Origin of the sequence: Streptomyces sp. UNOC14_S4, from assembly GCF_020740835.1 — a bacterium.
Taxonomy (GTDB): domain Bacteria; phylum Actinomycetota; class Actinomycetes; order Streptomycetales; family Streptomycetaceae; genus Streptomyces.
In genome coordinates this window covers 1-20,465 of record NZ_JAINFC010000075.1, presented here as the reverse complement: position 1 = coordinate 20,465, position 20,465 = coordinate 1, and the positions used below count along the sequence as shown (strand labels likewise).

At 71.6% G+C, this 20,465-nt stretch carries 21 protein-coding genes; 8 read left to right on the top strand and 13 right to left on the bottom strand.

All coding sequences use genetic code 11. From position 1 onward, the window contains the following. From K6I34_RS09910 to K6I34_RS09885, 6 genes are all read right to left on the bottom strand, one after another. On the bottom strand, positions 1–548 hold a 548-nt coding region (locus tag K6I34_RS09910; protein ID WP_229324340.1), incomplete at its 3' end, for a DUF6461 domain-containing protein. A gap of 68 nt (positions 549–616) precedes the next feature. Further along, positions 617–1,432 carry an ABC transporter permease gene (locus K6I34_RS09905; RefSeq protein ID WP_229324338.1) on the bottom strand — a complete coding sequence of 272 codons (816 nt, stop codon included), beginning with the start codon at positions 1,430–1,432 and terminating at the stop codon, positions 617–619. Next, positions 1,429–2,442, bottom strand: coding sequence for an ATP-binding cassette domain-containing protein (locus K6I34_RS09900; RefSeq protein ID WP_229324336.1), 1,014 nt, complete (start codon positions 2,440–2,442; stop codon positions 1,429–1,431). The genes K6I34_RS09905 and K6I34_RS09900 overlap by 4 nt, the downstream gene beginning before the upstream one ends. Positions 2,443–2,528: 86 nt before the next feature. After that, complete coding sequence (locus K6I34_RS09895) at positions 2,529–3,380, bottom strand: DUF4097 family beta strand repeat-containing protein (RefSeq protein WP_229324334.1); 852 nt, start codon at positions 3,378–3,380, stop codon at positions 2,529–2,531. Positions 3,381–3,530: 150 nt separating this feature from the next. Next, positions 3,531–4,055, bottom strand: a complete 525-nt coding sequence (locus K6I34_RS09890; protein ID WP_229324332.1) for a hypothetical protein — start codon at positions 4,053–4,055, stop codon at positions 3,531–3,533. A 224-nt stretch (positions 4,056–4,279) separates the two neighbouring features. Then, entirely contained in the window at positions 4,280–5,449 is a 1,170-nt protein-coding gene (locus tag K6I34_RS09885; RefSeq protein ID WP_229324330.1) for an alkene reductase, read from the bottom strand. A gap of 68 nt (positions 5,450–5,517) precedes the next feature. Between K6I34_RS09885 and K6I34_RS09880 the strand changes: the two genes are divergently transcribed. Further along, on the top strand, positions 5,518–6,402 hold the full coding sequence (locus K6I34_RS09880) for a sigma-70 family RNA polymerase sigma factor (RefSeq protein ID WP_229324328.1): 885 nt from the start codon (positions 5,518–5,520) through the stop codon (positions 6,400–6,402). On the opposite strand, the gene K6I34_RS09875 is transcribed toward K6I34_RS09880, so the two are convergent. Both K6I34_RS09875 and K6I34_RS09870 read right to left on the bottom strand, forming a co-directional pair. Further along, a complete protein-coding gene (locus K6I34_RS09875) occupies positions 6,369–7,166 on the bottom strand; it encodes a hypothetical protein (protein ID WP_229324326.1) in 798 nt (265 codons plus the stop codon). The genes K6I34_RS09880 and K6I34_RS09875 overlap by 34 nt on opposite strands. A 61-nt stretch (positions 7,167–7,227) precedes the next feature. Further along, positions 7,228–8,229, bottom strand: coding sequence for a GlxA family transcriptional regulator (locus K6I34_RS09870; protein WP_229324323.1), 1,002 nt, complete (start codon positions 8,227–8,229; stop codon positions 7,228–7,230). 179 nt (positions 8,230–8,408) lie between these two features. On the opposite strand from K6I34_RS09870, the gene K6I34_RS09865 reads away from it, so the two are divergent. Next, positions 8,409–9,278 (top strand): NAD(P)-dependent oxidoreductase, encoded by an 870-nt coding sequence (locus K6I34_RS09865; RefSeq protein ID WP_229324321.1) that lies wholly within the window; start codon positions 8,409–8,411, stop codon positions 9,276–9,278. Beyond that, positions 9,275–9,940 carry a maleylpyruvate isomerase N-terminal domain-containing protein gene (locus tag K6I34_RS09860; protein WP_374230866.1) on the top strand — a complete coding sequence of 222 codons (666 nt, stop codon included), beginning with the start codon at positions 9,275–9,277 and terminating at the stop codon, positions 9,938–9,940. Before K6I34_RS09865 ends, K6I34_RS09860 begins: the two co-directional genes overlap by 4 nt. A gap of 43 nt (positions 9,941–9,983) precedes the next feature. Here the strand turns inward: K6I34_RS09860 and K6I34_RS09855 are convergent, their stop codons facing one another. The 3 genes from K6I34_RS09855 to K6I34_RS09845 form a co-directional block, all read right to left on the bottom strand. Next, on the bottom strand, positions 9,984–10,850 hold the full coding sequence (locus K6I34_RS09855) for an AraC family transcriptional regulator (RefSeq protein WP_229324319.1): 867 nt from the start codon (positions 10,848–10,850) through the stop codon (positions 9,984–9,986). A 139-nt stretch (positions 10,851–10,989) separates the two neighbouring features. Next, positions 10,990–12,087 carry a hypothetical protein gene (locus tag K6I34_RS09850; RefSeq protein WP_229324317.1) on the bottom strand — a complete coding sequence of 366 codons (1,098 nt, stop codon included), beginning with the start codon at positions 12,085–12,087 and terminating at the stop codon, positions 10,990–10,992. Positions 12,088–12,446: 359 nt separating this feature from the next. Beyond that, entirely contained in the window at positions 12,447–13,796 is a 1,350-nt protein-coding gene (locus K6I34_RS09845; RefSeq protein ID WP_229324316.1) for a lipase family protein, read from the bottom strand. Between the two features lie 262 nt (positions 13,797–14,058). Between K6I34_RS09845 and K6I34_RS09840 the strand changes: the two genes are divergently transcribed. From K6I34_RS09840 to K6I34_RS09825, 4 genes are all read left to right on the top strand, one after another. Beyond that, complete coding sequence (locus tag K6I34_RS09840) at positions 14,059–14,394, top strand: hypothetical protein (protein ID WP_229324314.1); 336 nt, start codon at positions 14,059–14,061, stop codon at positions 14,392–14,394. Positions 14,395–14,513: 119 nt separating this feature from the next. Beyond that, positions 14,514–14,891, top strand: a complete 378-nt coding sequence (locus K6I34_RS09835; protein WP_229324312.1) for a helix-turn-helix domain-containing protein — start codon at positions 14,514–14,516, stop codon at positions 14,889–14,891. 16 nt (positions 14,892–14,907) lie between these two features. Then, on the top strand, positions 14,908–15,471 hold the full coding sequence (locus K6I34_RS09830) for a hypothetical protein (RefSeq protein ID WP_229324310.1): 564 nt from the start codon (positions 14,908–14,910) through the stop codon (positions 15,469–15,471). Between the two features lie 131 nt (positions 15,472–15,602). Continuing rightward, complete coding sequence (locus K6I34_RS09825; RefSeq protein ID WP_229324308.1) at positions 15,603–15,971, top strand: DUF2516 family protein; 369 nt, start codon at positions 15,603–15,605, stop codon at positions 15,969–15,971. 107 nt (positions 15,972–16,078) lie between these two features. Here the strand turns inward: K6I34_RS09825 and K6I34_RS09820 are convergent, their stop codons facing one another. Beyond that, a complete protein-coding gene (locus tag K6I34_RS09820; RefSeq protein ID WP_229324306.1) occupies positions 16,079–17,374 on the bottom strand; it encodes a PP2C family protein-serine/threonine phosphatase in 1,296 nt (431 codons plus the stop codon). 348 nt (positions 17,375–17,722) lie between these two features. Further along, positions 17,723–18,724: a C40 family peptidase gene (locus K6I34_RS09815; RefSeq protein ID WP_229324304.1), complete on the bottom strand. Its 1,002-nt coding sequence runs from the start codon at positions 18,722–18,724 to the stop codon at positions 17,723–17,725. 461 nt (positions 18,725–19,185) lie between these two features. On the opposite strand from K6I34_RS09815, the gene pstS reads away from it, so the two are divergent. After that, entirely contained in the window at positions 19,186–20,316 is a 1,131-nt protein-coding gene (pstS, locus tag K6I34_RS09810) for a phosphate ABC transporter substrate-binding protein PstS (protein ID WP_229324302.1), read from the top strand. The last annotated feature ends 149 nt before the right edge of the window (positions 20,317–20,465 follow it).

Below are 20,465 nucleotides of genomic sequence, written 5' to 3'. Positions count from 1 at the left end.
CTGCACGCGCTGGACCGGGCCGGCTTCTCCGTCCCCTCCGGCTCCTCCCGCCCGAGGGGGAAACCGGCCTCTTCCATCTCCGCCAGCGCGGCGTCGGGCGTCGATCCGTAACGGTGATCCGGGAACGTCGGCTCGAAACTCAGCCGTCTGGCCGTGTCCTCCGCCCACAGGAACGAGTCGACGCCGTCGATGTTCACGAAGTGGGACACCCAGCACGTCCCCGCCGACGCGACCAGCGCCCTGTCCTCCGTGACCCCGACGTACCCGTTGGGCTCGATCATCAGCGTCCACCCGCCGACGGAGGTCATGGCCACGAACTGCCGCGACCCGTGTTCGCCCTCGCCCCCGTCCTCATCGCCGGATTCGTGCAGGTCGAACGCCGCGTCCACGAAGGCGTCCAGCCCGCCGGGCGTCTTCTCCTCCCGTCCTCCGAGCCGCCGCAACAGCTCGTCGGGCGCGACCCCCCGCACCAAGGTGAAGCAATACGCCTCGGCGAGCTCCGGAAAGCCTTCCTCGAACCAGACGTAGTCGGCGGCAGTCGCACTCATGTCACGGATCATCCCTTATCCCACCGGCGTCCCCGCCAGGTCCCAAGGCGCCCGCGCGCCCGTGCCGCCTACTTCGGGTCGCGGTCGAACCGCGCCTTCGACCAGCGGTAACCGAGCGCCGCCAGGGCCAGGCACCAGACGACGGTGATCCACCAGTTGTCGCCGATCTCCGTGCCGAGCAGCAGGCCGCGGAGCGTCTCGATGGCGGGCGTGAACGGCTGGTACTCGGCGATCGGCCGGAACCAGCCGGGCATCGCGTCGACGGGGACGAAGGCGCTGGAGATGAGCGGCAGAAGGATCAGCGGCATCGCGTTGTTGCTGGCCGCCTCGGCGTTCGGGCTGGCCATGCCCATCCCGACCGCGATCCAGGTGAACGCCAGGGCGACCAGCGCGAGCAGCCCGAACGCCGCGATCCACGCCAGGACGCCGGCATCGGACCGGAAGCCGATGGCGACGCCGACGGCGCCGACGAGGACCACGCTGATGATCGCCTGCAGCACACTGCCGACGACGTGCCCGAAGAGCACGGACCCGCGGTGGATCGCCATCGTGCGGAAGCGGGCGGTGATGCCCTCGGCCATGTCGTTGGCGACGGACACCGCGGTGCCGACCAGGGTGCCGCCGATGGTCATCAGCAGGATGCCCGGGACGACGTACGCGATGTACTCGGAGCGGTCCGCGTGGCCGCCTCCCATGCCGGAGCTCATCACGTCGCCGAAGACGTAGACGAAGAGCAGCAGCATCATGATCGGCGTCAGCAGGAGGTTCAGGGTCATCGACGGATAGCGGCGCGCGTGCAGGAGGTTGCGCCGCAGCATCGTGGACGAGTCGCGCACGGCGAGGGAGATCCGGGCCGGGCGGGCGGGAGTCAGGGGGGTGCTCATCGGACAGCCTCCTCGGGCTGGTTCGGCCGGCCGGAGCCGGTCAGGGCGAAGAAGACGTCGTCGAGGTCGGGGGTGTGAACGGTCAGCTCGTCGGCCTCGATGCCGGCGGCGTCCAGCCAGTCGAGGATGGAGCGCAGCTCGCGCTGGCTGCCGTCGCTGGGGATCCGCAGCGTCAGCGCCTCGGCGGAGCCGGGGTCCTCGGGAAGGGTGGCGTCGCGCAGGGTGAGAGCGGCGGACCGGTACGCGCCCGGGTCGGCGAAGCGGAGTCGCACGTGTCCGCCGGGGACGATCCGCTTCAGCTCGTCGGCGGTGCCCTCGGCGGCGATCCTGCCGCCGTTCAGCACGGCGATACGGTCGGCGAGCTCGTCGGCCTCCTCCAGGTACTGGGTGGTGAGGAAGACGGTGACGCCGCCGGAGACGAGCTCGCGGACGATCTGCCACATGTTGTGGCGGGAGCGCGGGTCGAGACCGGTGGTCGGCTCGTCGAGGAAGATGATCCGCGGGTCGCCGACCAGGGTCATGGCGATGTCCAGGCGGCGCTTCATGCCGCCGGAGTAGCTCTGGGCGGGCTTCCTGGCGACGTCGGTCAGGTCGAACCGCTCCAGCAGCTCGGCGGCGACCCGCCGCCCCTCGCGCTTGGACAGGTGGTGCAGGTCCGCCATGAGGAGCATGTTCTCCTCGCCGGTGATCAGCCCGTCGACGGCGGAGAACTGGCCGGTGACGCCGATCGCGGCACGTACCCCGTCCGGGGACGTGGCGATGTCGTGGCCCGCGACCTGGGCCTGTCCGCCGTCGGCGGTGACGAGCGTGGAGAGGATCTTCACGACGGTGGTCTTGCCGGCGCCGTTGGGCCCGAGCAGCGCGAACACGGACCCGGCCGGGATCCGCAGATCGATGCCGTCGAGCACGGTCCTGTCGCCGTACGACTTGCGCAGACCGAGGGCGGAGACGGCGACGGGCGGCTGCGGACCGCCCGCGCGATTGGACGTGGGCATGACAGATGCGCGCATGGCGCCCTCCCGTTGAAGGCTGAAGGCTGAAAGTGCTGGTCGAGTGGGAGAGTTCGGAGCGGGGCGGGGCGGGGCGGGGCCGTCGCTCAGGCGTCGGCGCGGGCGCGCAGGACGTCGATGTTGCCGTGCCGGGTGCGGGCGCGGATCGTGACGGTGTCCTCGGTCCGCTCCGGGGCCTCGGACGCGGTGAGCGCGTTGCGCACCTGCCCGGAGCCCGAGCCGGCGTCGAGCCAGGCGGCCGTGCCCTCGCGGACGCCGACCTCGATGGCGCCGTAGGAAGTCTCCAGCTGGACGGTGCCACGGGCCACTTCACCCACGCGCAGGGTGCCGTGGGCGGTGGTGGCGGTGACCGAGTCCTCGGCGCGCCGGATCTCGATGTCACCGTTGGCGTTCTTCACCCGCAGCTCGCCGGTCGCGGCGCCGACGGTCGTGGTGCCGTGCGAGTTCTTCAGGACGGCGGAGCCGTCGACGAAGCCGACGCGCAGGCTGCCGGTGCTGGTGGTGATCTCGGCCGCGCCCTCGACCCGGTCCACGGTGATCGAGCCGTGGGAAGCGGTCAGCGTCAGCGGGCCGGTGGTGTCGAGACGGACGTCGCCGGACGAGGTCTTCACACGGACCTCGCCGAGCCGGCCCTCGCCGACCACCTGGGTCCAGGCGCCGGTCATGTCGACGCGCGAGCCCGTGGGCAGTTCGACCGTCACATCGACGACGCCCGTGCGCCCGACGAGGTAGCGCGGCTTGGGCGTCCTGACGGTCAGCACACCGTTGGCGTACGTGACCTCGGTCTGGTCGGCCGCCCGCACGTCCAGGTCCTTCTTCGGGTCGCGGGGCTGCGCGTCGACGACGGTGTCGAGGCGGTCACCGGCGACGAACCGGATGGAACCGGCCTCCACGTGCGCCGTGACCGTAATCGGTTCGGAAGTGGCGAAAGAAGGCATGACTGTACCGTCCTTATGGGTCCTTGGTATGGGTACGGTGTGGCAGCGCCCCAAGGGGCGCGGGGCAGTGTTGCGTCATGCGGCTCCGCCGCGTGGGCGCGACCAGCCACGAAGCACCCGCAGTTGACGTACCGGTAGTCCAGCGGAGCGCTAACGCACCCAGCCGGTGAAGCTCTGTCCGACGCTCCGGGTCTTCTCCGCCGTACGCGGCCGCGCGCCGCCGTCGACCGCGGCCGAAACGGCCCGCACCAGCCACGCGTTGACCGACAGGCCCGCCTGGCTCGCGGCCTCCTCGGCACGGACCTTGAGATGCGCCGGCAGACGGAGATTGACGCGAGCGGTGCCACCCTCGTCGCCGTCGGCCGGGGCCGGGGCCGGGGTCCTGAGCGGCTCGACGGGCTCGGCCGGCCCCGCGGGGGCGCCGCCGTCCGCGGGCGGCAGCGTCACCACGAAATCGGGGTCCAGCCCGCGCAGCCGTACGTCGACCGAGCCGGGGGCGAGTTCGCGGGTGATCTCGTCCATCGCGGCGGAGAGCACGTTGAGCATGGTCAGCCGGGTCGCCGACTCCAGGGGAGCGGTGAGCCTCTCGGCCAGCTCGCGGGCGTCCTCCCCGCCGGCCTCTGCGGCCACCGCGAGTTCGCGGCGGAGGGTGTCGACATACGGAGTGAGGTCCATGACGCCATGATGGCGCCATATGGCGCCACACGCAAGCCCGAAGTGGCACCACACCAGGTCGAGCTTCAAAAAGACCGCCCTGACCTGCGTAAATAAGAATTTGGCGACCTGAGCAGAGGCAGGGCCACACACGCTCCCACACTTCGGCGGGTACGAAAATGGCGCCACATGGTGCCACGCGGCAACACCGGGCGCCGCGTGGCACCATGTGACACCCAGTGGCCTCAGCCCCGCCACTCCATCGCCGGATAGTCCACGTACCCCTCCGCCCCGCCGCTGTAGAAGGTGGCCCGGTCCCCCTGCGCGAGCCCGTGCCCCATGGCGAACCGCGCGACGAGGTCCGGGTTGGCGATGAAGTGGGTCGCGAAGCCCACGGCGTCGGCGACGCCCGCCTCGACGGCGGCGTTCCCGGACTCGCGGTCGAAGCCGTTGTTGGCGATCAAGGGACCGTGGAACAGCCGCCGGTAGCGGGCGAACGCGTCGAGGTCGGGGGCGGCCCCCGGCTCCGCGAGGTCCCGTCCGCGCAGGTGCAGATAGGCGACGGGGCGCTCGTCGAGCTCCGCCACGAGCTCGTCGTAGTCGGCGAGCGTCTCCTCGTCCGGTGTGAACAGCCCCGAGGTCCAGTACGGCGACAGGCGGACGCCCGCGCGGCGCCCCTGCCACGGGTCGGCGACCGCGTCGAGGACCTCCAGCAGCAGGCGGCGCCGTCGCGCGCGGTCGCCGCCGTACGCGTCGGTGCGGCGGTTCAGCCGCGGGTTGAGGAACTGCGGCAGCAGGAACGGGCCGATGGCGTGGACCTCCACCCCGTCGAAGCCCGCGCGGCGGGCGTTCTCCGCGGCCGCCGCGTACTCCGCGACGGTCGCCCCGATGTCCGCGGCGGTCATCTCCCTGGGGGTGACGGTGTCCTGGAAGCCGCGCGACGTGAACGACTTCTCCCGCGGGTCGACCGCCGACGGCCCCATGGGCGGCCTGCCTCCGTGGTGGTCGGGGTGCGAGGCGGCGCCGGTGTGCCAGAGCTGCAGGACGATACGGCCGCCGAGGGCGTGCACGACGTCCGTGACGCGCCGCCAGCCTTCGACCTGCTCCTCGCTGTAGATCCCCGGGACGTTCACGAAGCCGATGGCCCGCTCGCCGACCCAGGTGCCCTCCGTGACGATCAGCCCGGCGGCGGCCCGCTGGGCGTAGTAGGCGACGTGCAGCTCCGTGGGCACCAGCCCGGCGTTGGCCGCGCGGGCGCGCGTGGTCGGGGCCATCACCACGCGGTTGGGCAGCCGGAGGTCCCCGAAATCGGCGCTCCGCAGCAATGGCTGGTCCGGGCCGGCGGAACGCGTCGCGGTCCCAGTCTTGGCCCCGGTCCTGGCCCCGGTCGTGGTTCCCGTCGTGGTCACGGTCATGATGAGCATCTCCTCGTCGTCACAGGCGCTTCACAAGACCGACGGGAGCCGGCGGGGAAAGGTGACCCATGGACGGACAGCAGCAGCTCGCGGAGCGGTTCGAGGCGCACCGGAGCCACCTGCGGGCGGTCGCCCACCGGATGCTCGGTTCCTCCGTCGAGGCGGAGGACGCCGTGCAGGAGACCTGGCTGAAACTCAGCCGCAGCGATGTCTCCGCCGTCGGAAATCTGGCCGCCTGGCTGCAGACCGTCGTCTCCCGTGTGTGCCTCGACATGCTGCGTGCCCGCGCCTCCCGGCGCGAGGACCTGGTCGGTGAACGGCTGCCCGAGCGGGCTCGGGACACCGACGGCGGGGCCGACCCGGAGCGGGAGGCGCTGCTGGCCGATTCCGTGGGCCGCGCGCTGCTCGTCGTCCTCGACCGGCTGACTCCCGCGGAGCGCGTCGCGTTCGTCCTGCACGACACCTTCGCCGTGCCGTTCGACCGGATCGCGCCCATCGTGGACCGCTCACCGGTCACCACGAAAAAACTCGCCAGCCGCGCGCGGCGGAAAGTGCGCGGCACGGCGGCCGTGCCCGCCGCCGAGCTCGCGCGGCAGCGGCGGGTGGTCGACGCCTTCCTCGCCGCCGCGCGCGGCGGCGACATGGACGCGATCCTCGCGGTACTGGCCCCCGACGCCGTGCGCCGCGCCGATGCCGCCGCCGTGCCGCCGGGTGCCGCGACGGACGTACGGGGCGCGCGCGGTGTGGCGGAGGGCGTCGCCGTCTTCGGCCGCAGGGCGCGGTACGCGGAAGCGGCGCTCGTCGACGGCGTGGTGGGCGTGGTCGTGGCCCCGTACGGGCGGCTGCTGTTCGCCCTGACCTTCACGGTCGAGGGCGACCGGGTCGCGGCGTACGAGGTGCTGGCCGATCCCGCGCGCCTTCAGCGGCTGGAGCTGGCCGTGCTCGACGCGTGAGCGTGTCCTGTGGTCATGCGGTACGTCCCCGTACGGGCCACCGGTGCCGTGCGCGCCGCATGTCTGCGGACGGCCCATACGGTCAGCGCGGTCAGCACCGTGGCGAGTGCCGCCCAGATGACGGGAACCGGCCAGAGGCCCGCGTGCAGCGCGTCCGCGGCGAGCGATGCCACGACCCCGGAGAGGCCGAGTCCGACGGCGAGCCGCAGGACGTAGCTCATCGGCTTGGTGGGCTCGCGCTTGTCGGCACCCTGGCGCAGTCGCCGGACCAACACGGACCCGGCCAGCAGCCCTCCGGCGCCGAGCCCGATCCCGCCGCCCAGCAGTGTCGAGGACGTACTGCCCTCGGTCGGCTTCATGACGGTGGCCTGCGTGGCCCCCCGGGCCGCGATCTCCACGACAGCCCCACCCCAGACGGTGCCCGTCACGCTCTCCCCGTCCCTCAGCTTGCCGAGGAGCGGTCCGTCGGCGTGGAACACCCGGGTGTGCCGGGCCCCGGTGACAGCGTCGGTCAGGACCGCTTCGTTCCTCTTGCTGCCCGTGCGGATGCCCGAGATGACGAAATCGCGGTCCCAGCGGCAGTCCGTGCGCGCTTCGGCCGGCGGCTCAGCGCACACCGCGGCGGACCGGAAGGCGCGCTCCTCCGCCATCTGGTCGGGCACCCCGACGACGAACGTCCACACGGCACCGGCCACCGCGGCCACGCACAGGGCCAGCCAGACGATCGCCGAGGCCGAGCTGCTCAGCGGATGCCGTTGATCCACCGGTTTGACGAAAGGGCCCCTGATCTCCACCCTGCCGACCCTACCCAGCGGATCGCGCCCCTCACACGGGCGCTGCCGTCCGGGGAAACGCCCTCCGGTAGTCACTCGGCGTCACGCCGACCTGCCCGAGGAAGTGGTGGCGGAGATTGTTGGCGGTCCCCAGCCCGCTGAGCTCCCCGATCCTCTCGACCGGCAGGTCGGTCGACTCCAGCAGGGCGCGGGCCCGCCCCAGACGCTGCGTGAGGAGCCACTGCAGCGGCGTCGTGCCCGTGGCCGCCTGGAGCCGCCGGTAGAACGTCCGCGGGCTCATCGCGGCCCGCCGCGCCAGATCCTGCACGGTCAGCGGCCGGTCCAGGTGGGCACGGGCCCAGTCCAGGACGGGCGCCAGCCCCGCGTCCCGCTCCTCGGGCACGGGCAGCTCGATGAACTGCGCCTGGCCGCCGGGCCGGTGCGCGGGCACCACCATCCTGCGGGCCAGCTGGTTGGCGACGTGGGCACCGAGGTCGCGGCGTACGAGGTGGAGACACAGGTCCAGCCCGGCGGTCAGGCCCGCGCTGGTGAGCACGTCACCGTCGTCGACGTACAGCACCGAGTCGTCCACGCGCACCTTCGGGTAGCGGGCGGCGAGTTGGGCGGTGTGCATCCAGTGGGCCGTGGCACGGCGCCCGTCGAGCAGTCCCGCCTCGGCGAGCGCGAAGGCACCCGTGCACAGGGAGACCATGCGGGCACCCGCCGCGTGTGCCTCCCGCAGGGCCTCGACGAGCGCCCCGGGCAGCGGCTCGCCCTCCTCGACGCAGGGGTCGGGCACCGAGGGCACGACGACCGTGTCGGCGCGCACGAGGTCGTCCAGCCCGTACGGCGTCCGCACGGCGAGTCCGGTGGCGCCCGGAGCGGCCTCCCCGGCGGGCCCGCCGGTGCCGCACAGCCACATCTCGTACCAGGGATCGGCCAGGTCGGGCTGCGGCTTGCCGAAGACGGTGCACGGGATGCTCAGTTCGTAGAGGTCCCACGAGGGGAGCCCGATCTCCTCGGTGACGACCACGGCGACGGTACCTGCGCTCATGCGCGCAGCGTATGGCAGGAATTTGGTGGTGGCAGTCACCGGTGTCACTGTTTTCGGCCACCGCGCGCTGCGAGCGTATGAGCAACCGATCGACCGCCCCGGGGAACGCGGCGGACGCAGTAGACGCAGCGGACGCAGTAGACGCACCGCAAGCCCCCGGGCACAGAAGGAGTTGCGCCATGACCACCGACCGACAGGCCGTCACCGTCCTCGGGCTGGGCCAGATGGGCTCGGCGCTCGCCGCCGCGCTGCTGGAGCGGGGCCATCCGACCACGGTGTGGAACCGGTCGGCCGCCAAGGCCCGGCCCCTGGCCGACCGCGGCGCCCACGCCGCCGCGACGCCCGAGGAGGCGGTCACGGCGAGCCCGCTGATCGTCGCCTGTGTCCTGGACTACGACGTGCTGCGCACCGTCCTCGCCCCCGTCACCGGCTCCCTCGCGGGCAGGACCCTGGTCAACCTCACCTCCGGCTCCCCGGAGCAGGCCCGCGAGGCCGAGAAGTGGGCACGGGCGCACGGCGCCGACTACCTCGACGGCGCGATCATGACGACTCCGCCGGGCGTCGGCAGCCCCGGGACGATGTTCCTCTACAGCGGCGAGCGGGCCGTCCTCGACACCCACCGGCCGACGCTGACCGCCCTCGGCGACCCGGTCCACCTGGGCACCGACGTGGGCCTCGCCTCCCTCTACGACGCGGCCCTGCTCGGGCTGATGTGGTCCACCATGACCGGCTGGCTGCACGGCACCGCGATGGTCGGCGCGGAGGGGACCCCGGCCACGGACTTCACCCCCGTCGCGATCCGCTGGCTGACCACCGTGGCCGGTTTCCTCACCACGTACGCACCCCAGGTGGACGCCGGGACGTACCCGGGCGACGACGCCACCGTCGACGTCCAGATCGCGGCCGTCGACCACCTGCTGCACGCGGCCGAGGCGCGCGGCGTGGACAACGCGCTGCCGGAGCTCATGAAGTCCCTCATGCTGCGGGCCAAGGCGACGGGCCACGGCTCCGACAGCTACGCGAGCGTGATCGAGGTGCTGAAGAAGTGACCGCCCTGGACACCGCGGGGACCACGGGAACCGCGACCGCATCGCCTTCCCCGTCCCTCTCCTCGCCCTCGCCCTCGCCCCCGTCCTCCTGGCCGGACCTGCTGGCGACCGCCACCGACGCCTGCCTGTCCGCGCTCCTCGACGCGGCCGGACAGGACTGGTCGCGCCCGGCCCACGGCCTCGACTGGAGCTGCCGCAAGGTCCTGGACCACCTCGCCCTCGGCCTGACCGGCTACACCGGCCTGCTCGTCGCCCGTCCGACCGGCCGTTACATCACCCTCTTCGCCTCCCTAGACCCGGAAGCACCCATTCCGGCATGCCTGGAGGGCATCCGCATCGCCGCGTCCCTCCTCGCCGCCACCGTCCGGGACACCCCGGGCGACGTCCGCGCCTGGCACCCATGGGGCCACGCGGACGCCGCCGGCTTCGCGGCCATGGGCATCACGGAACTGACGCTCCACACCTACGACATCACCCGCGCCCTGGGCACGGACTGGACACCGCCGGACGACCTGAGCGCCGCGGTCCTAGCCCGCCTCTTCCCCGAGGCACCGCAAGGTCACACCCCCGCGGACACCCTGCTGTGGTGCTCGGGCCGCGCGGCGCTCCCCGGCCTGCCGCGCCGCACGGAGTGGCAGTGGGACGGAACGGTCCGCGCCTGAGCACAAGCGCGGACCACGGAAACCGACGCACAGGGCGTTCGGTTCAGCCCTGTTCCCGCTCCACCGGGAGCCACAGTTCGGCGTCGGCCTCGGACTTGTCCGGCGACAGGCGCGTGCGCAGGATCTCGGGGCCGGGGCGGCTGCGGTACGGGTTGGACGGGAACCACTCCGTGAACGCGTCCCGCCACAGCTCCTGGACGGCCTGCGGCATCGGTCCGGAGGTGCTGAAGACCGCCCATGTGCCCGCCGGGACGGCCAGGGTGGTCGTGCCCTCGGGAGCGGGCGCGGACGTGATCACCCCGTGGTAGTAGTCGAGTTCGGTGCCCTCGGCGCGGCTCGGATCCAGGTCGTCGCAGACCGAGACGATGCCCTGCGGTTCCTGGTCCGACAGTTTGTGGAGTCGCTCCACAATTTCCGGACGGATGCCGCGGATGAAGTCGATCATCGGCTGGTTCGGCCCCGCGTGCACCAGCGGTACCCGGGTCTTGAGGCCGACGACGGTGAAGTCCGGCCGGTCCACTACGCGATAGCGCATGCTGCTGCTCCCTTCGATGGTGAGGCGGAAGGACAACCGGGGCTGGGAGACGAGCGCGGCTCCGGTCCGCCGGGCCTCGCCCGGCCCGACGCCGTGCACGGCCCGGAACGCCCGCGCGAACGCCTCGCCCGAGCCGTAGCCGTACCGCACCGCGATCTCCAGCAGCGACTCCCGCCCCGCGAGCACCTCGGCACCCGCGACGGTGAGCCGCCTGCGCCGGACGTACTCCGACAGCGGCATCCCCGCCAGCGCGGAGAACATCCGGCGCAGGTGGTACTCCGAGGTGGCCGCGACACGTGCCAGTCCGGCCACGTCGATCGTCCCGTCGAGGCGCTCCTCGATGTACTCCATGCTCCGATTGAGCCGCTCCAGCACTCCCGGTCCCCTTCCTCGTGACGACCACCACGCTAGGCAGCGCGCGTCCTCCCGGACCCGACATCCTGTGCCCGATCGGGTCGGGTACGGGAGGCCGCCACGGTCTGGGGCCGGGGTGGCCCCCACCGGGTAACGCCCGCTAGGACCGCGTCGCCCTCCCGCACGCGTCCCCGGAGGACCCGCCCCTCCCGACCGGCACGCTGCGGTCGTACGGGTCGATCTCCGTGCCGGCTCCGTCCGCCCGGCGGGCCTTGCCGAAGGGCGGGGTGAAGTAGCCCGTGGGGGCGCCGCAGCCGCCGTTGGTCATGTCGTACTTGTACGAGACGATCGAGAACGTGCCCGGCTCGGTGCGCACCTTGTCGGGGTTGTCCCAGCTCAGGACCAGCTCGCGCCGGACGATCGTGCGCACGATCTCGTCGCCGTCCCCGGCGCCGTCGCCGCCCGCGCCCGCGTCCGCGTCCGCGCGGGTGACCGGGTAGACGAAGGTGACGTCGGCGGTCACCTGGAGCGCGCCGCGCTCGCCCTCCCGGTAGGTGAGCCGCCCCCGGGTCCTCACGTCGTCGCCGACCAGGCGGGTGCGGGAGGGCTCGAAGCGGCTGAAGAGGAGGAGGGGGTCGTGTTTCTCGCCCGGGGTACGGAAAGCGGTTCCCAGAAGGTCCTGGACGTCCTTCTGGTGCGGGTTGATCAGTGCGATCGCCTTCTCGGGGCGCTCGCCCCGCAGCACCCCGCGGTCCAGGCCGGACGCGACGAGGAAGTCCCGGCTGCGGGCGAGGGCCCGCTCGACCTCGGCCGCGCTCATCCAGCCGACCGCCTCGGCCTGCGGCACGGTGATCCCCGCCGCTCCTCTCGCCCAGCCCGCCGCCGGCGAGCCACGGAACGGCTCGTCCATGGTGGGGCGTTGGGCCGCCTTCGCCGGGGGCGCATGGGAGTCATGGGAGTCGTCGTCGGCGAACAGGTCCACTACCCGACCCGGCGCGAGCGCCACCACCAGCAGCACCAGCGAGGCCAGTAACCCGACCACGTACCAGCCCGTGCGCCGCTTGGGCCGCGCGGGCGTATAGCTGCGCCACCCCTCCGGGCCGCGACCGGACTCCGCGCGCAGCCGCTTCGCCACATCACGGGCCCGCGCCGACGGCTCCTTGGGCGCGTCGGCGACACCCGCCACCGACTCACGCAGAAACCGCTCCCACTCCTCATCGGACCTGGACGAACCGTCCGGCTCCGTACCCGCACCCATCCCCGACCCCCTGGCAATCAACAGTCCGCGGCCCACTCCCCCGGGCCGCGTCCGCATGATGACACGGAGTACTGACAGCGAAGCCGGGCGGGCGGACGGCACGGGCGCGCCCCTTCCCGTCCGGCCGACCGAAGCGCTCGTGCGAGAACAGTGTGTCGTCCCATTCCCAGTCGGCGGCCATGTCCACCCACCACCCTTCACAGAGATCACGTGCCTACCCGGCGGCCCGATGATCCCACGGACTCAAACCCCACGATCGAAGCAAGATCCAGTGCGAATCGGCCACCGTGGATGCGAAAGGCTGCGGATCTGCCAACTAAGCGGTCTTGGCGAAGTTCGCTGCGGCCCCCGTCAGGTCCTCACCCGGCGGGGACCGTCTCGTCAGCCGCAAGTGAGTTGCCCTCGGCGATGCTGCCGCAGGAGGACGGGGCCTCCTTGCCGGCGAACCGGTCGCGCAGCCAGGCGAGCGCGGTGGGCACCGTGGCCGTGGGTGCGGTCAAGTGACTGAGGGCGTCGTACTGCTTGTACCAGACCGCGGCGTCGCCCTCGGCGCAGTACTTCCGCGCCAGCGCCCGTGTGTCCCCGGCGACCGTGATGCCGTCGCCCGAGCCGATGCCCGCGATGTTGCTCGTGGTTCCCTCGAGGAAGCCGGCGTTGCCCTGGCCGATGTAGCCGGGGACGGTCGGGGTGGGTGCCAGGCCGAGGTTGGTCTTGTTGACCGCCTCGACGAGCTCGGGTACAGAGTTCGGGTTCGCGTACTCCGGCTTCGCCATCTTCTTCCACGTCAGACCGGGGTAGTGGCCCAGCGCGTCGGCGATCGAGGAGTGCTGGTGCCCGTCGACCAGCTGCTTGCCGTAGCCGTTCAGGTACTTCTTGAGGTCGAAGTCGTACGAACGCGCTTGCCCGATGAGCAACTCCGGGATGAGCCCGGACCACACCTGACTGCCTTCGATGTACCTGAGGATGTGTGAGGGCTTCACGAGCACCCCGCCCTCGGCGTATCCCACCAGGCGCTTGTTGACGTCAGGGGCGTATGTGGGCGCGAGGGAGGCGGCCCAGTTGGTCGCGACGGCGCCGCCGGAGTAGCCCATGAGGCCGACGCGCGCGTCGGGGCTGATGCCGGTCCTCGACGCCGCGCCGGAAGCGGCACGCAGGGAGTCCAGCGTGTTGTACCCGTACTCGCGGGAGGCCGTGAGGTGGGCGGCCTGCCCCTCGGTGTCAGGGAGGACGACGTCGTAGCCGGACAGCAGGAGCGGCGCCACGATCGTGGACTCGCCGTTCGCGATCAAGCCGCCGGGCAGCTTGACGTTGCCCGCGACCGCCCGGGACGGACCGTCTTCGGGGTCGAGCGAGTCGTAGAACGACTGGTACGACACGACCTTGCGGCCGTCGCCGCCAGGGCTGCGCAGCACGGAGGTCACGCCTGCGGACGGGTGGCCCTGCTCGTCGGTGGTGCGGTAGAGCAGCTGCGTCGCCTGGAGGGGTGTCGCGATACCCAGGACGTGGTATGGCAGCGTCCGGACCTTGAGCACGTCCCCGGGCCTGTACGAGGACAGCGGCTTGCTGCCGTTGTAGGTGTAGAACGCGTCGCTCCCGGCAGTCGTCGACGAGGGCTGCTCCTGAACGCCGGACGCGACAGTGGGCACGGCGGCGACGGCGAGGGCGACGACGCCCGCGATCGCGGCGTGCCGCACTCTGAATGTGCGCATGACTCTCCCAAACGGTGTCAGCGGATCAGAGAGATGACCGCTACGGCCCGAAGGGGGGAGTGGCCAAAGGTCGGTTCCGGCGCAACCTAACAAAGGAGCACGGCAGTTGACCAGGGGTGCGCCAGAGTCTTCACGGGACGAAGCGGCTGAGTCAGTGACCCCGCTTCGCCAATTCCCTTGGGGCGCGGCTCTTCTCCGGTGAGGTCGTTGTTCAGGCGGTGAGTTTGTAGTTGGCCTGGTCGGCGGCGGGATGGAGGCGTCGGTGTTCGACCTGGACGTGGAAGTTCCAGTACGCCGGGAAGTCGTCGTTACTGATGACGGCGCGGAGGATGAGGAGGGCCTCGGCGCGGATCTCGTCGGCGGCCTGCTGGGCGTATCCGCGGAGGATGCGGGCTGTCTTGACGGCGATCCAGTCCTCGGCGTCCGCATCGGCGGGGACGTGGAAGCAGCGGGAGGCGGCCCACTGGGTAGGCCGTGCGGCGAGGTGCCTGTGACCAGGCCCTTTTCCGACGCCCCCACCGACCCCACCGTGCTAATTAGAACGCGACGGGACACTGTCGCCGGAACAGATCGGTCGAGACAAGACAGCAATCAGTGACAACAAGCGCTGAAAAGTGACAACTAACGCTGGACGTCACACTCGGCCACAACCCGCCCGCTAACACTTTTGCAAGCGCCTGCTTGCAAAAGTTAGCAACGTGGGGCAGCATCGACGGCATGGCATCACTCAACGTCGGCAACCTCGGCGACTACCTGCGGGAGCAGCGTCGTAACGCGCAGCTCACGCTGCGGCAGCTCGCCGATGCCGCCGGAGTGTCCAATCCGTACCTGAGCCAGATCGAGCGCGGCCTGCGCAAGCCGAGCGCCGAGATCCTGCAGCAGCTCGCGAGGGCGCTGCGGATCTCCGCCGAGACCTTGTACGTGCAGGCCGGAATCCTCGAAGAGCGGGATCGGGACGAGGCGGAGGTCCGCAGTGTGATCCTCGCTGACCCCTCGATCACCGAGCAGCAGAAGCAGGTGCTGCTCCAGATCTACGAGTCCTTCCGCAAGGAGAACGGGCTCGCCACGGACGACGACAGCAAACCCTCGAGCTGACCGGGAGACCATCGCCATGGCCACCACGCAAGACATCCGCAAGGTCACCGTCGACACCCTGTACGCCGCGGCGGGCCTCGCCGATTTCACCAAGGAGAAGGTCGAGCAGGCCGTCGCCGACGCGCCCGGGCGCATCGAGCAGCTGCGGAAGACCGACCCCAAGGCCCTGCAGCAGAAGGTGACCCAGCGGGCCAAGGACACACAGGCGACGGTGACCGCCAAGTTCACCGAGATCGTCGGCACCATCGACACCGACCGGAAGAAGATCGGCCAGACCGCGCAGGACCTGCTGCTGCAGGGCGTCGGCCAGGCCGTGGGCTACGCGGCGAAGGCCGGTGAGCAGTACGAGAAGTTCGCCGAGCGCGGCCGGGTGGCCGTGAAGACGTGGCGCGGCGAGGGCGAGGACCAGGCCGTGGACATCACGGTGGCCCGCGAGCCTGAGCCCGCCGCCGCCGACGCCGAGGCCAAGCCCGCCACGGAGACCGAGGCGCAGGGCGGCGACGACACCAAGTCCGCCGCCGCGCGGAAGCCCGCCGCCCGCCGGACGGCCCCGAAGAAGACGGACGCGCAGGAGCAGTAAGCGGGGCAGCGAGCGGGAGCAGCGTCAGCGGCGGCGCACCGACGGGGGTGGTCCGGGGGCGTGTACCACGCGCCCGGACCGCTCTCCGGGTACCGTGGCGGCGCAAGCGCCCGCAGTGAAATGACCACGAGGTGAGCCAGGTGTTGCGTGAGGGGTTCGACAACGGCGTCAGCTGGCTCGCGGAATGGCTCCCCCGGGTGCTGTGCCTGTTCGCCCTTCTGGGGCTCCTCGACGCCGCGACGACCCGCGAGGACGCCTTCCGCGCGGTCGACAAGCAGACGAAACGCTTCTGGGTCACCGTCCTGACGCTGGTGGTCGTCGTCACGGGCCTGCCCTCCGCCCGCTATCTGGGCGGCGGCTGGGTCGCCCTGTCGAACGCCTTCAACGGCCTCGGCTTCCTGCTGATCCTGGCCTCGCTGGTCGCCACGATCATCTACTACGTGGACGTACGCGCCACGCTCAAGCAGATGCGGGGGCGTCGGGGCTGGCCCCGACGCTGATTCCCGGGCCCCCTCGCCTATTGGGGTGCCTCTTGGGCCCGGTCGGCGACTGCGGGTCCGTCGCGGCTTGTCGCGCAGTTCTCCGCGCCCCTTACGGGGCGCGCCCCTCAGCCGCGGTCCAGCAGCAGGACCGCCAAGTCGTCCGTCAACTCGCCGCCGTTCAGCGCCTGTACCTCGGTCACGGTCGCGTCCAGGAGCGGCTCGCCGCGCAGGCCCTCCTTGAACTGGCGGGTGACGAGCTCGAGGATGCCCTCCTGGCCGAGGCGCTCGCTGCCGTCGCCGACCTTGCCCTCGATCAGGCCGTCCGTGTACATCATCAGGCTCCAGCTGTCGCCCAGTTCGATGCGGCGGTGGGGCCAGCAGGCGTTCCGGAGCAGCCCGAGCGCCGGGCCGCCGCCTTCCTGCGGCAGCAGGCGCGGCGCCTGGCCCCCGCGCACGAGCAGCGGGGCCGGGTGGCCCGCCAGGCTCAGGCCCGCGACACGGCCGTCCGGTGAGACGTCGACCGCGCACAGCGTCGCGAACGTCTCCTCGTCGGCCCGCTCGTGCTCCAGGACCTGCTGGAGCGTGCGGAGCAGTTCGTCACCGCACAGCCCAGCCAGCGTCAAGGCCCGCCACGCTATGCGGAGTTCGACCCCGAGCGCGGCCTCGTCCGGGCCGTGCCCGCTGACGTCGCCGATCATCGCGTGCACGGTGCCGTCGGGCGTGCGCACCGTGTCGTAGAAGTCGCCGCCCAGCAGGGCGCGGCTGCGGCCCGGCCGGTAGCGGGAGGCGAACCGCAGGTCGGAGCCCGCCAGCAGCGGGGTCGGCAGCAGGCCGCGCTCCAGCCGGGCGTTCTCCTGCGCGCGCAGCCGGGATTCGGTGAGCTGCCGCTGCGCGAGGTCCGCGCGCTTGCGCTCCACGGCGTAGCGGATGGCCCGGCTGAGGACCCGCCCGTCGAGCTCGTCCCGGAAGAGGTAGTCCTGCGCACCGACGCGTACGGCCTCGGCGGCCCGCTCGGCGTCCGCCTCGGCGGTCAGCGCGAGGACTGCGTGGCACGGGGCGAGCCGCAGCACCTGGCGCAGGGCCTCCAGTTCGTCCTGCTGCTCGGGCACGGACGGCGCGGCGTGCTGCCCGCACCCGACGGGCCCGCAGGTCACCGCCTCGCAGGAGCGCTCGGGGCTCGGCAGGGCGAGGTCGAGGAGGATGCAGTGCACGTCGTCGGTGAGCAGCCGCTCGGCCTCGGTGAGGTTGCGGGCGGTGCGAATCCGTACGGGCTTGCCGCCCGGGCCCGGCATCTGTGCCATCTCCGGCACCGACAGCGAGCCACCGGGATCGCCTTCGATCACCAGCAGGGTCAGCCCGGCGTCGAGCGTGGCGGCGGGCGGCCCCGCCGGCTCCGCGGACCTCGGCGCGGGTACGGACATGGTGCGGCTTCCTTCCGTTCCCCCCGAGAACATGGCGCCCACCGATCGGTGAGCGCCGATCGTGACCCTAGCGGGAGAGCCGTTCGAACGGAATGGAACGAGGCCACTCGCCGCTGTCATATGCGCTTGCGGGAGCGGCAATTGGGGTGTGACGGGATAAACACGCGATGAGAAACATCACCCTCAAGGGGTGCCCCACGTCACACGTGTGAGGCAGCCGCGCCCCGCCAGGGGCGCGGGGAACTGCGCGACAAGCCACAACGGACCCGCAGCCGCCGACCAAGCCCAAGAGGCACCCCCATTGGCGAAGGGGGCCTGGGGGCGGAGCCCCCAGACACAGAAGTGGGGCTACCCCGGCCGGACCACACCAAGAATCGGCATGGACCCCGCCCCCGCCATCGTCACCTGACGCCCCGGCCTCGGGGCATGCACGATCCGGCCGTCGCCCACGTACATACCGACGTGGCTCGCGTCCGCGTAGTAGATGATCAGGTCCCCCGGCCGCATGTCCTTGACATCGACCTTCGGCAGCTGGCGCCACTGCTCCTGCGAGGTGCGCGGTATGGCCCGTCCCCCGGCCTCCCACGCCCTGAGCGTCAGGCCCGAGCAGTCGAAGGTGTCCGGCCCCTCCGCCCCCCACACGTAGTCCTTGCCCATCTGCGCCGCCGCGAAGGCGACCGCCCGCTTCCCCGCGTCGGTGGCCGTGGCGCCGGAGTCCTTGAGGACCTGCTCGACGGGGACGCCCCGGTCCGTGCCGGAGGCGAGCCACTTCTGCTGCTCCTGGCGGGCCCGGTCCTCCTCCAGCTGCCGGAGACGCTCCTTCTCCTTCTCCTCCAGCCGGGACTCCAGGTCCTTGGCGGCGGCGAGCTTGTCCTCGACCTCCTTCTTCGCCGTCTCCTTCTTCTTGCGCTCCGCGTCGAGCGTCTTCCAGCGCTCGCCCGCGGCCTTCGCGTAGCCGTCCAGCGCCTTCTGCGTGGTGGCGACCTGCGCGATCAGCCCCTGGGTGGCCGCCTCTCCCTTGTGGGTGAGCGCGAGGCCGTCCAGGAAGTTCCGGGGAGAGGCGGTGAGCAGGAGCCTGGCCTGGGGCGGCAGTGTGCCCTCGCGGTACTGGGCGCGGGCCAGGGCGCCCGCCTGGTCCTTGAGCCGGTTCATCCGCTCCTGGGCGGCGGCCGCCTGCTGCGCGATCCCGGCGATCGACTTCTCCTGGAGGCGCTGTTCCTCGTTCGCCGCGTTGTACGCGTCGGTGGCGGACTCGGCCTGCCGGTAGAGCGTCTCGACCTCCTTGTGGACGTCCTCGAGGCTGCGCGCCGGGGGCTGGGGGTCCGCGTACGCCGTACTCGGCAGTGCCACCGCACCGGCCACCGCCGTCACACAGATCAGCGCCGTCGCGGCGATCAGACGCCCGCCGCCACCGCCACGCCCTCCGTACCCGCCGTACCCGCCGTACCCGTACCCGTGCCCGTACCCATTCCGTCCGTCCCGACCGCCCTGCCCGTTCCGCCTCACAGGCCACCTCCACGGCTTCCGCCCCGGGTCTGACATACCGTCACGCAAGGAACGGATGCTGTCACGGCGATCGGAGAACGGACAGAGATCTGCGTCACACTGTGGAAAAAACCGGCCGGACGACCGGCTACCGGCCTGTCCGCCGAGGTTCACCCTCCGTTAACTCTGCCCCTTCGGCCGCTTCACCTGTTCTGCCTAATTTCGCTCGCAGAGGGTGCGGGCCTCACCCGTTCGGGGCAGCGGCCCGCACCGATCAACCTCTCGCACGCCGCCCCAGCGGCGGCTCCCGGAAGGAACACCCGACAGTGAAGCTTCAGCGCAAGAACCGGCTCCGCGCCGTCGCCCTCGGCGCCATCGCCGTCTCCGGCGCCCTGGTCCTCACGGCGTGCGGCTCCGACGACAACAGCGGCGGTGACACCTCCACCGGCGGTGCCACCAAGGCCGCCGGGAACATCAAGTGCGACGGCAAGGGGCAGCTCCTGGCCTCGGGGTCGACGGCGCAGAAGAACGCCATGGACCTGTGGATCAAGAACTTCACGGCGGCCTGCAAGGACATCCAGGTCAACTACAAGGGCACCGGCTCGGGCGCGGGCATCCAGGAGTTCCTCCAGGGCAAGACCGCCTTCGCGGGCTCCGACTCGCCGCTGAAGCCGGAGGAGGTCACCAAGTCCAAGGAGGTCGTCAAGGGCGGCCAGGGCATCAACCTCCCCATGGTCGGCGGCCCGATCGCCATCGGTTACCACCTCTCCGGCGTGGACAACCTGGTCCTGGACGCGGACACCCTCGCCAAGATCTTCGACGGCAAGATCGAGAAGTGGAACGACCCGGAGATCGCCAAGCTCAACAAGGACGCCAAGCTCCCGGACACCAAGATCCAGGCGTTCCACCGCTCGGACGAGTCCGGCACCACGGACAACTTCACCAAGTACCTCAAGGCCGCCGCCGACAAGTCGTGGCCGTACGCGCCCGCCAAGGCGTGGCCCGCGAAGAACGGCCAGGCGGCTGACGGCTCCGCCGGTGTCTCCTCGCAGGTCAAGCAGACCGAGGGCGCCATCTCCTACTTCGAGCTGTCCTACGCCACGGCCAACTCGATCAAGACGGTGAAGCTCAACACCGGCGCCGCCGCCCCGGTCGAGGCCACCTCCGACAACGCCTCCAAGGCCATCGCCGAGGCGAAGGTCGTCGGCAGCGGCGCGGACCTGGCGCTCAAGCTCAACTACACCACCAAGGCCGAGGGCGCCTACCCGATCACCCTGGTGACGTACGAGATCGTCGGCGACAAGGGCAACAAGCCGGAGACCCTGGCCGCCACCAAGTCCTTCCTGACCTACGTCGCGAGCGAGGACGGCCAGTCCGTGCTCAAGGGCCTGGGCTACGCCCCGCTGCCCGCCGAGATCGCGCAGAAGGTCCGCGCGAACGTCGCGAACCTCTCCTGACCCGTGTGCGGCCGGGCCCCTGACGGGTCCGGCCGCACCGTCCGGTGCACCGCCGCGCCAGGAGCGCGGGCCGCGCACGGCCCGCCTCCGCAGACCGGAGAAATCCCATGGACATAACCAGCTCCACCGCAGCACAGCCCCCACCCGGT

Coding starts and splice junctions, on each gene's coding strand:
- K6I34_RS09890 (WP_229324332.1), bottom strand. CDS start 4,055: ATGGACCTCACTCCGTATGTCGACACCCTCCGCCGCGAACTCGCGGTG.
- K6I34_RS09865 (WP_229324321.1), top strand. CDS start 8,409: ATGACCACCGACCGACAGGCCGTCACCGTCCTCGGGCTGGGCCAGATG.
- K6I34_RS09845 (WP_229324316.1), bottom strand. CDS start 13,796: ATGCGCACATTCAGAGTGCGGCACGCCGCGATCGCGGGCGTCGTCGCC.
- K6I34_RS09835 (WP_229324312.1), top strand. CDS start 14,514: ATGGCATCACTCAACGTCGGCAACCTCGGCGACTACCTGCGGGAGCAG.
- K6I34_RS09885 (WP_229324330.1), bottom strand. CDS start 5,449: ATGACCGTGACCACGACGGGAACCACGACCGGGGCCAGGACCGGGGCC.
- K6I34_RS09820 (WP_229324306.1), bottom strand. CDS start 17,374: ATGTCCGTACCCGCGCCGAGGTCCGCGGAGCCGGCGGGGCCGCCCGCC.
- K6I34_RS09880 (WP_229324328.1), top strand. CDS start 5,518: ATGGACGGACAGCAGCAGCTCGCGGAGCGGTTCGAGGCGCACCGGAGC.
- K6I34_RS09905 (WP_229324338.1), bottom strand. CDS start 1,432: ATGAGCACCCCCCTGACTCCCGCCCGCCCGGCCCGGATCTCCCTCGCC.
- K6I34_RS09895 (WP_229324334.1), bottom strand. CDS start 3,380: ATGCCTTCTTTCGCCACTTCCGAACCGATTACGGTCACGGCGCACGTG.
- K6I34_RS09830 (WP_229324310.1), top strand. CDS start 14,908: ATGGCCACCACGCAAGACATCCGCAAGGTCACCGTCGACACCCTGTAC.
- K6I34_RS09850 (WP_229324317.1), bottom strand. CDS start 12,087: ATGGGTGCGGGTACGGAGCCGGACGGTTCGTCCAGGTCCGATGAGGAG.
- K6I34_RS09900 (WP_229324336.1), bottom strand. CDS start 2,442: ATGCGCGCATCTGTCATGCCCACGTCCAATCGCGCGGGCGGTCCGCAG.
- K6I34_RS09870 (WP_229324323.1), bottom strand. CDS start 8,229: ATGAGCGCAGGTACCGTCGCCGTGGTCGTCACCGAGGAGATCGGGCTC.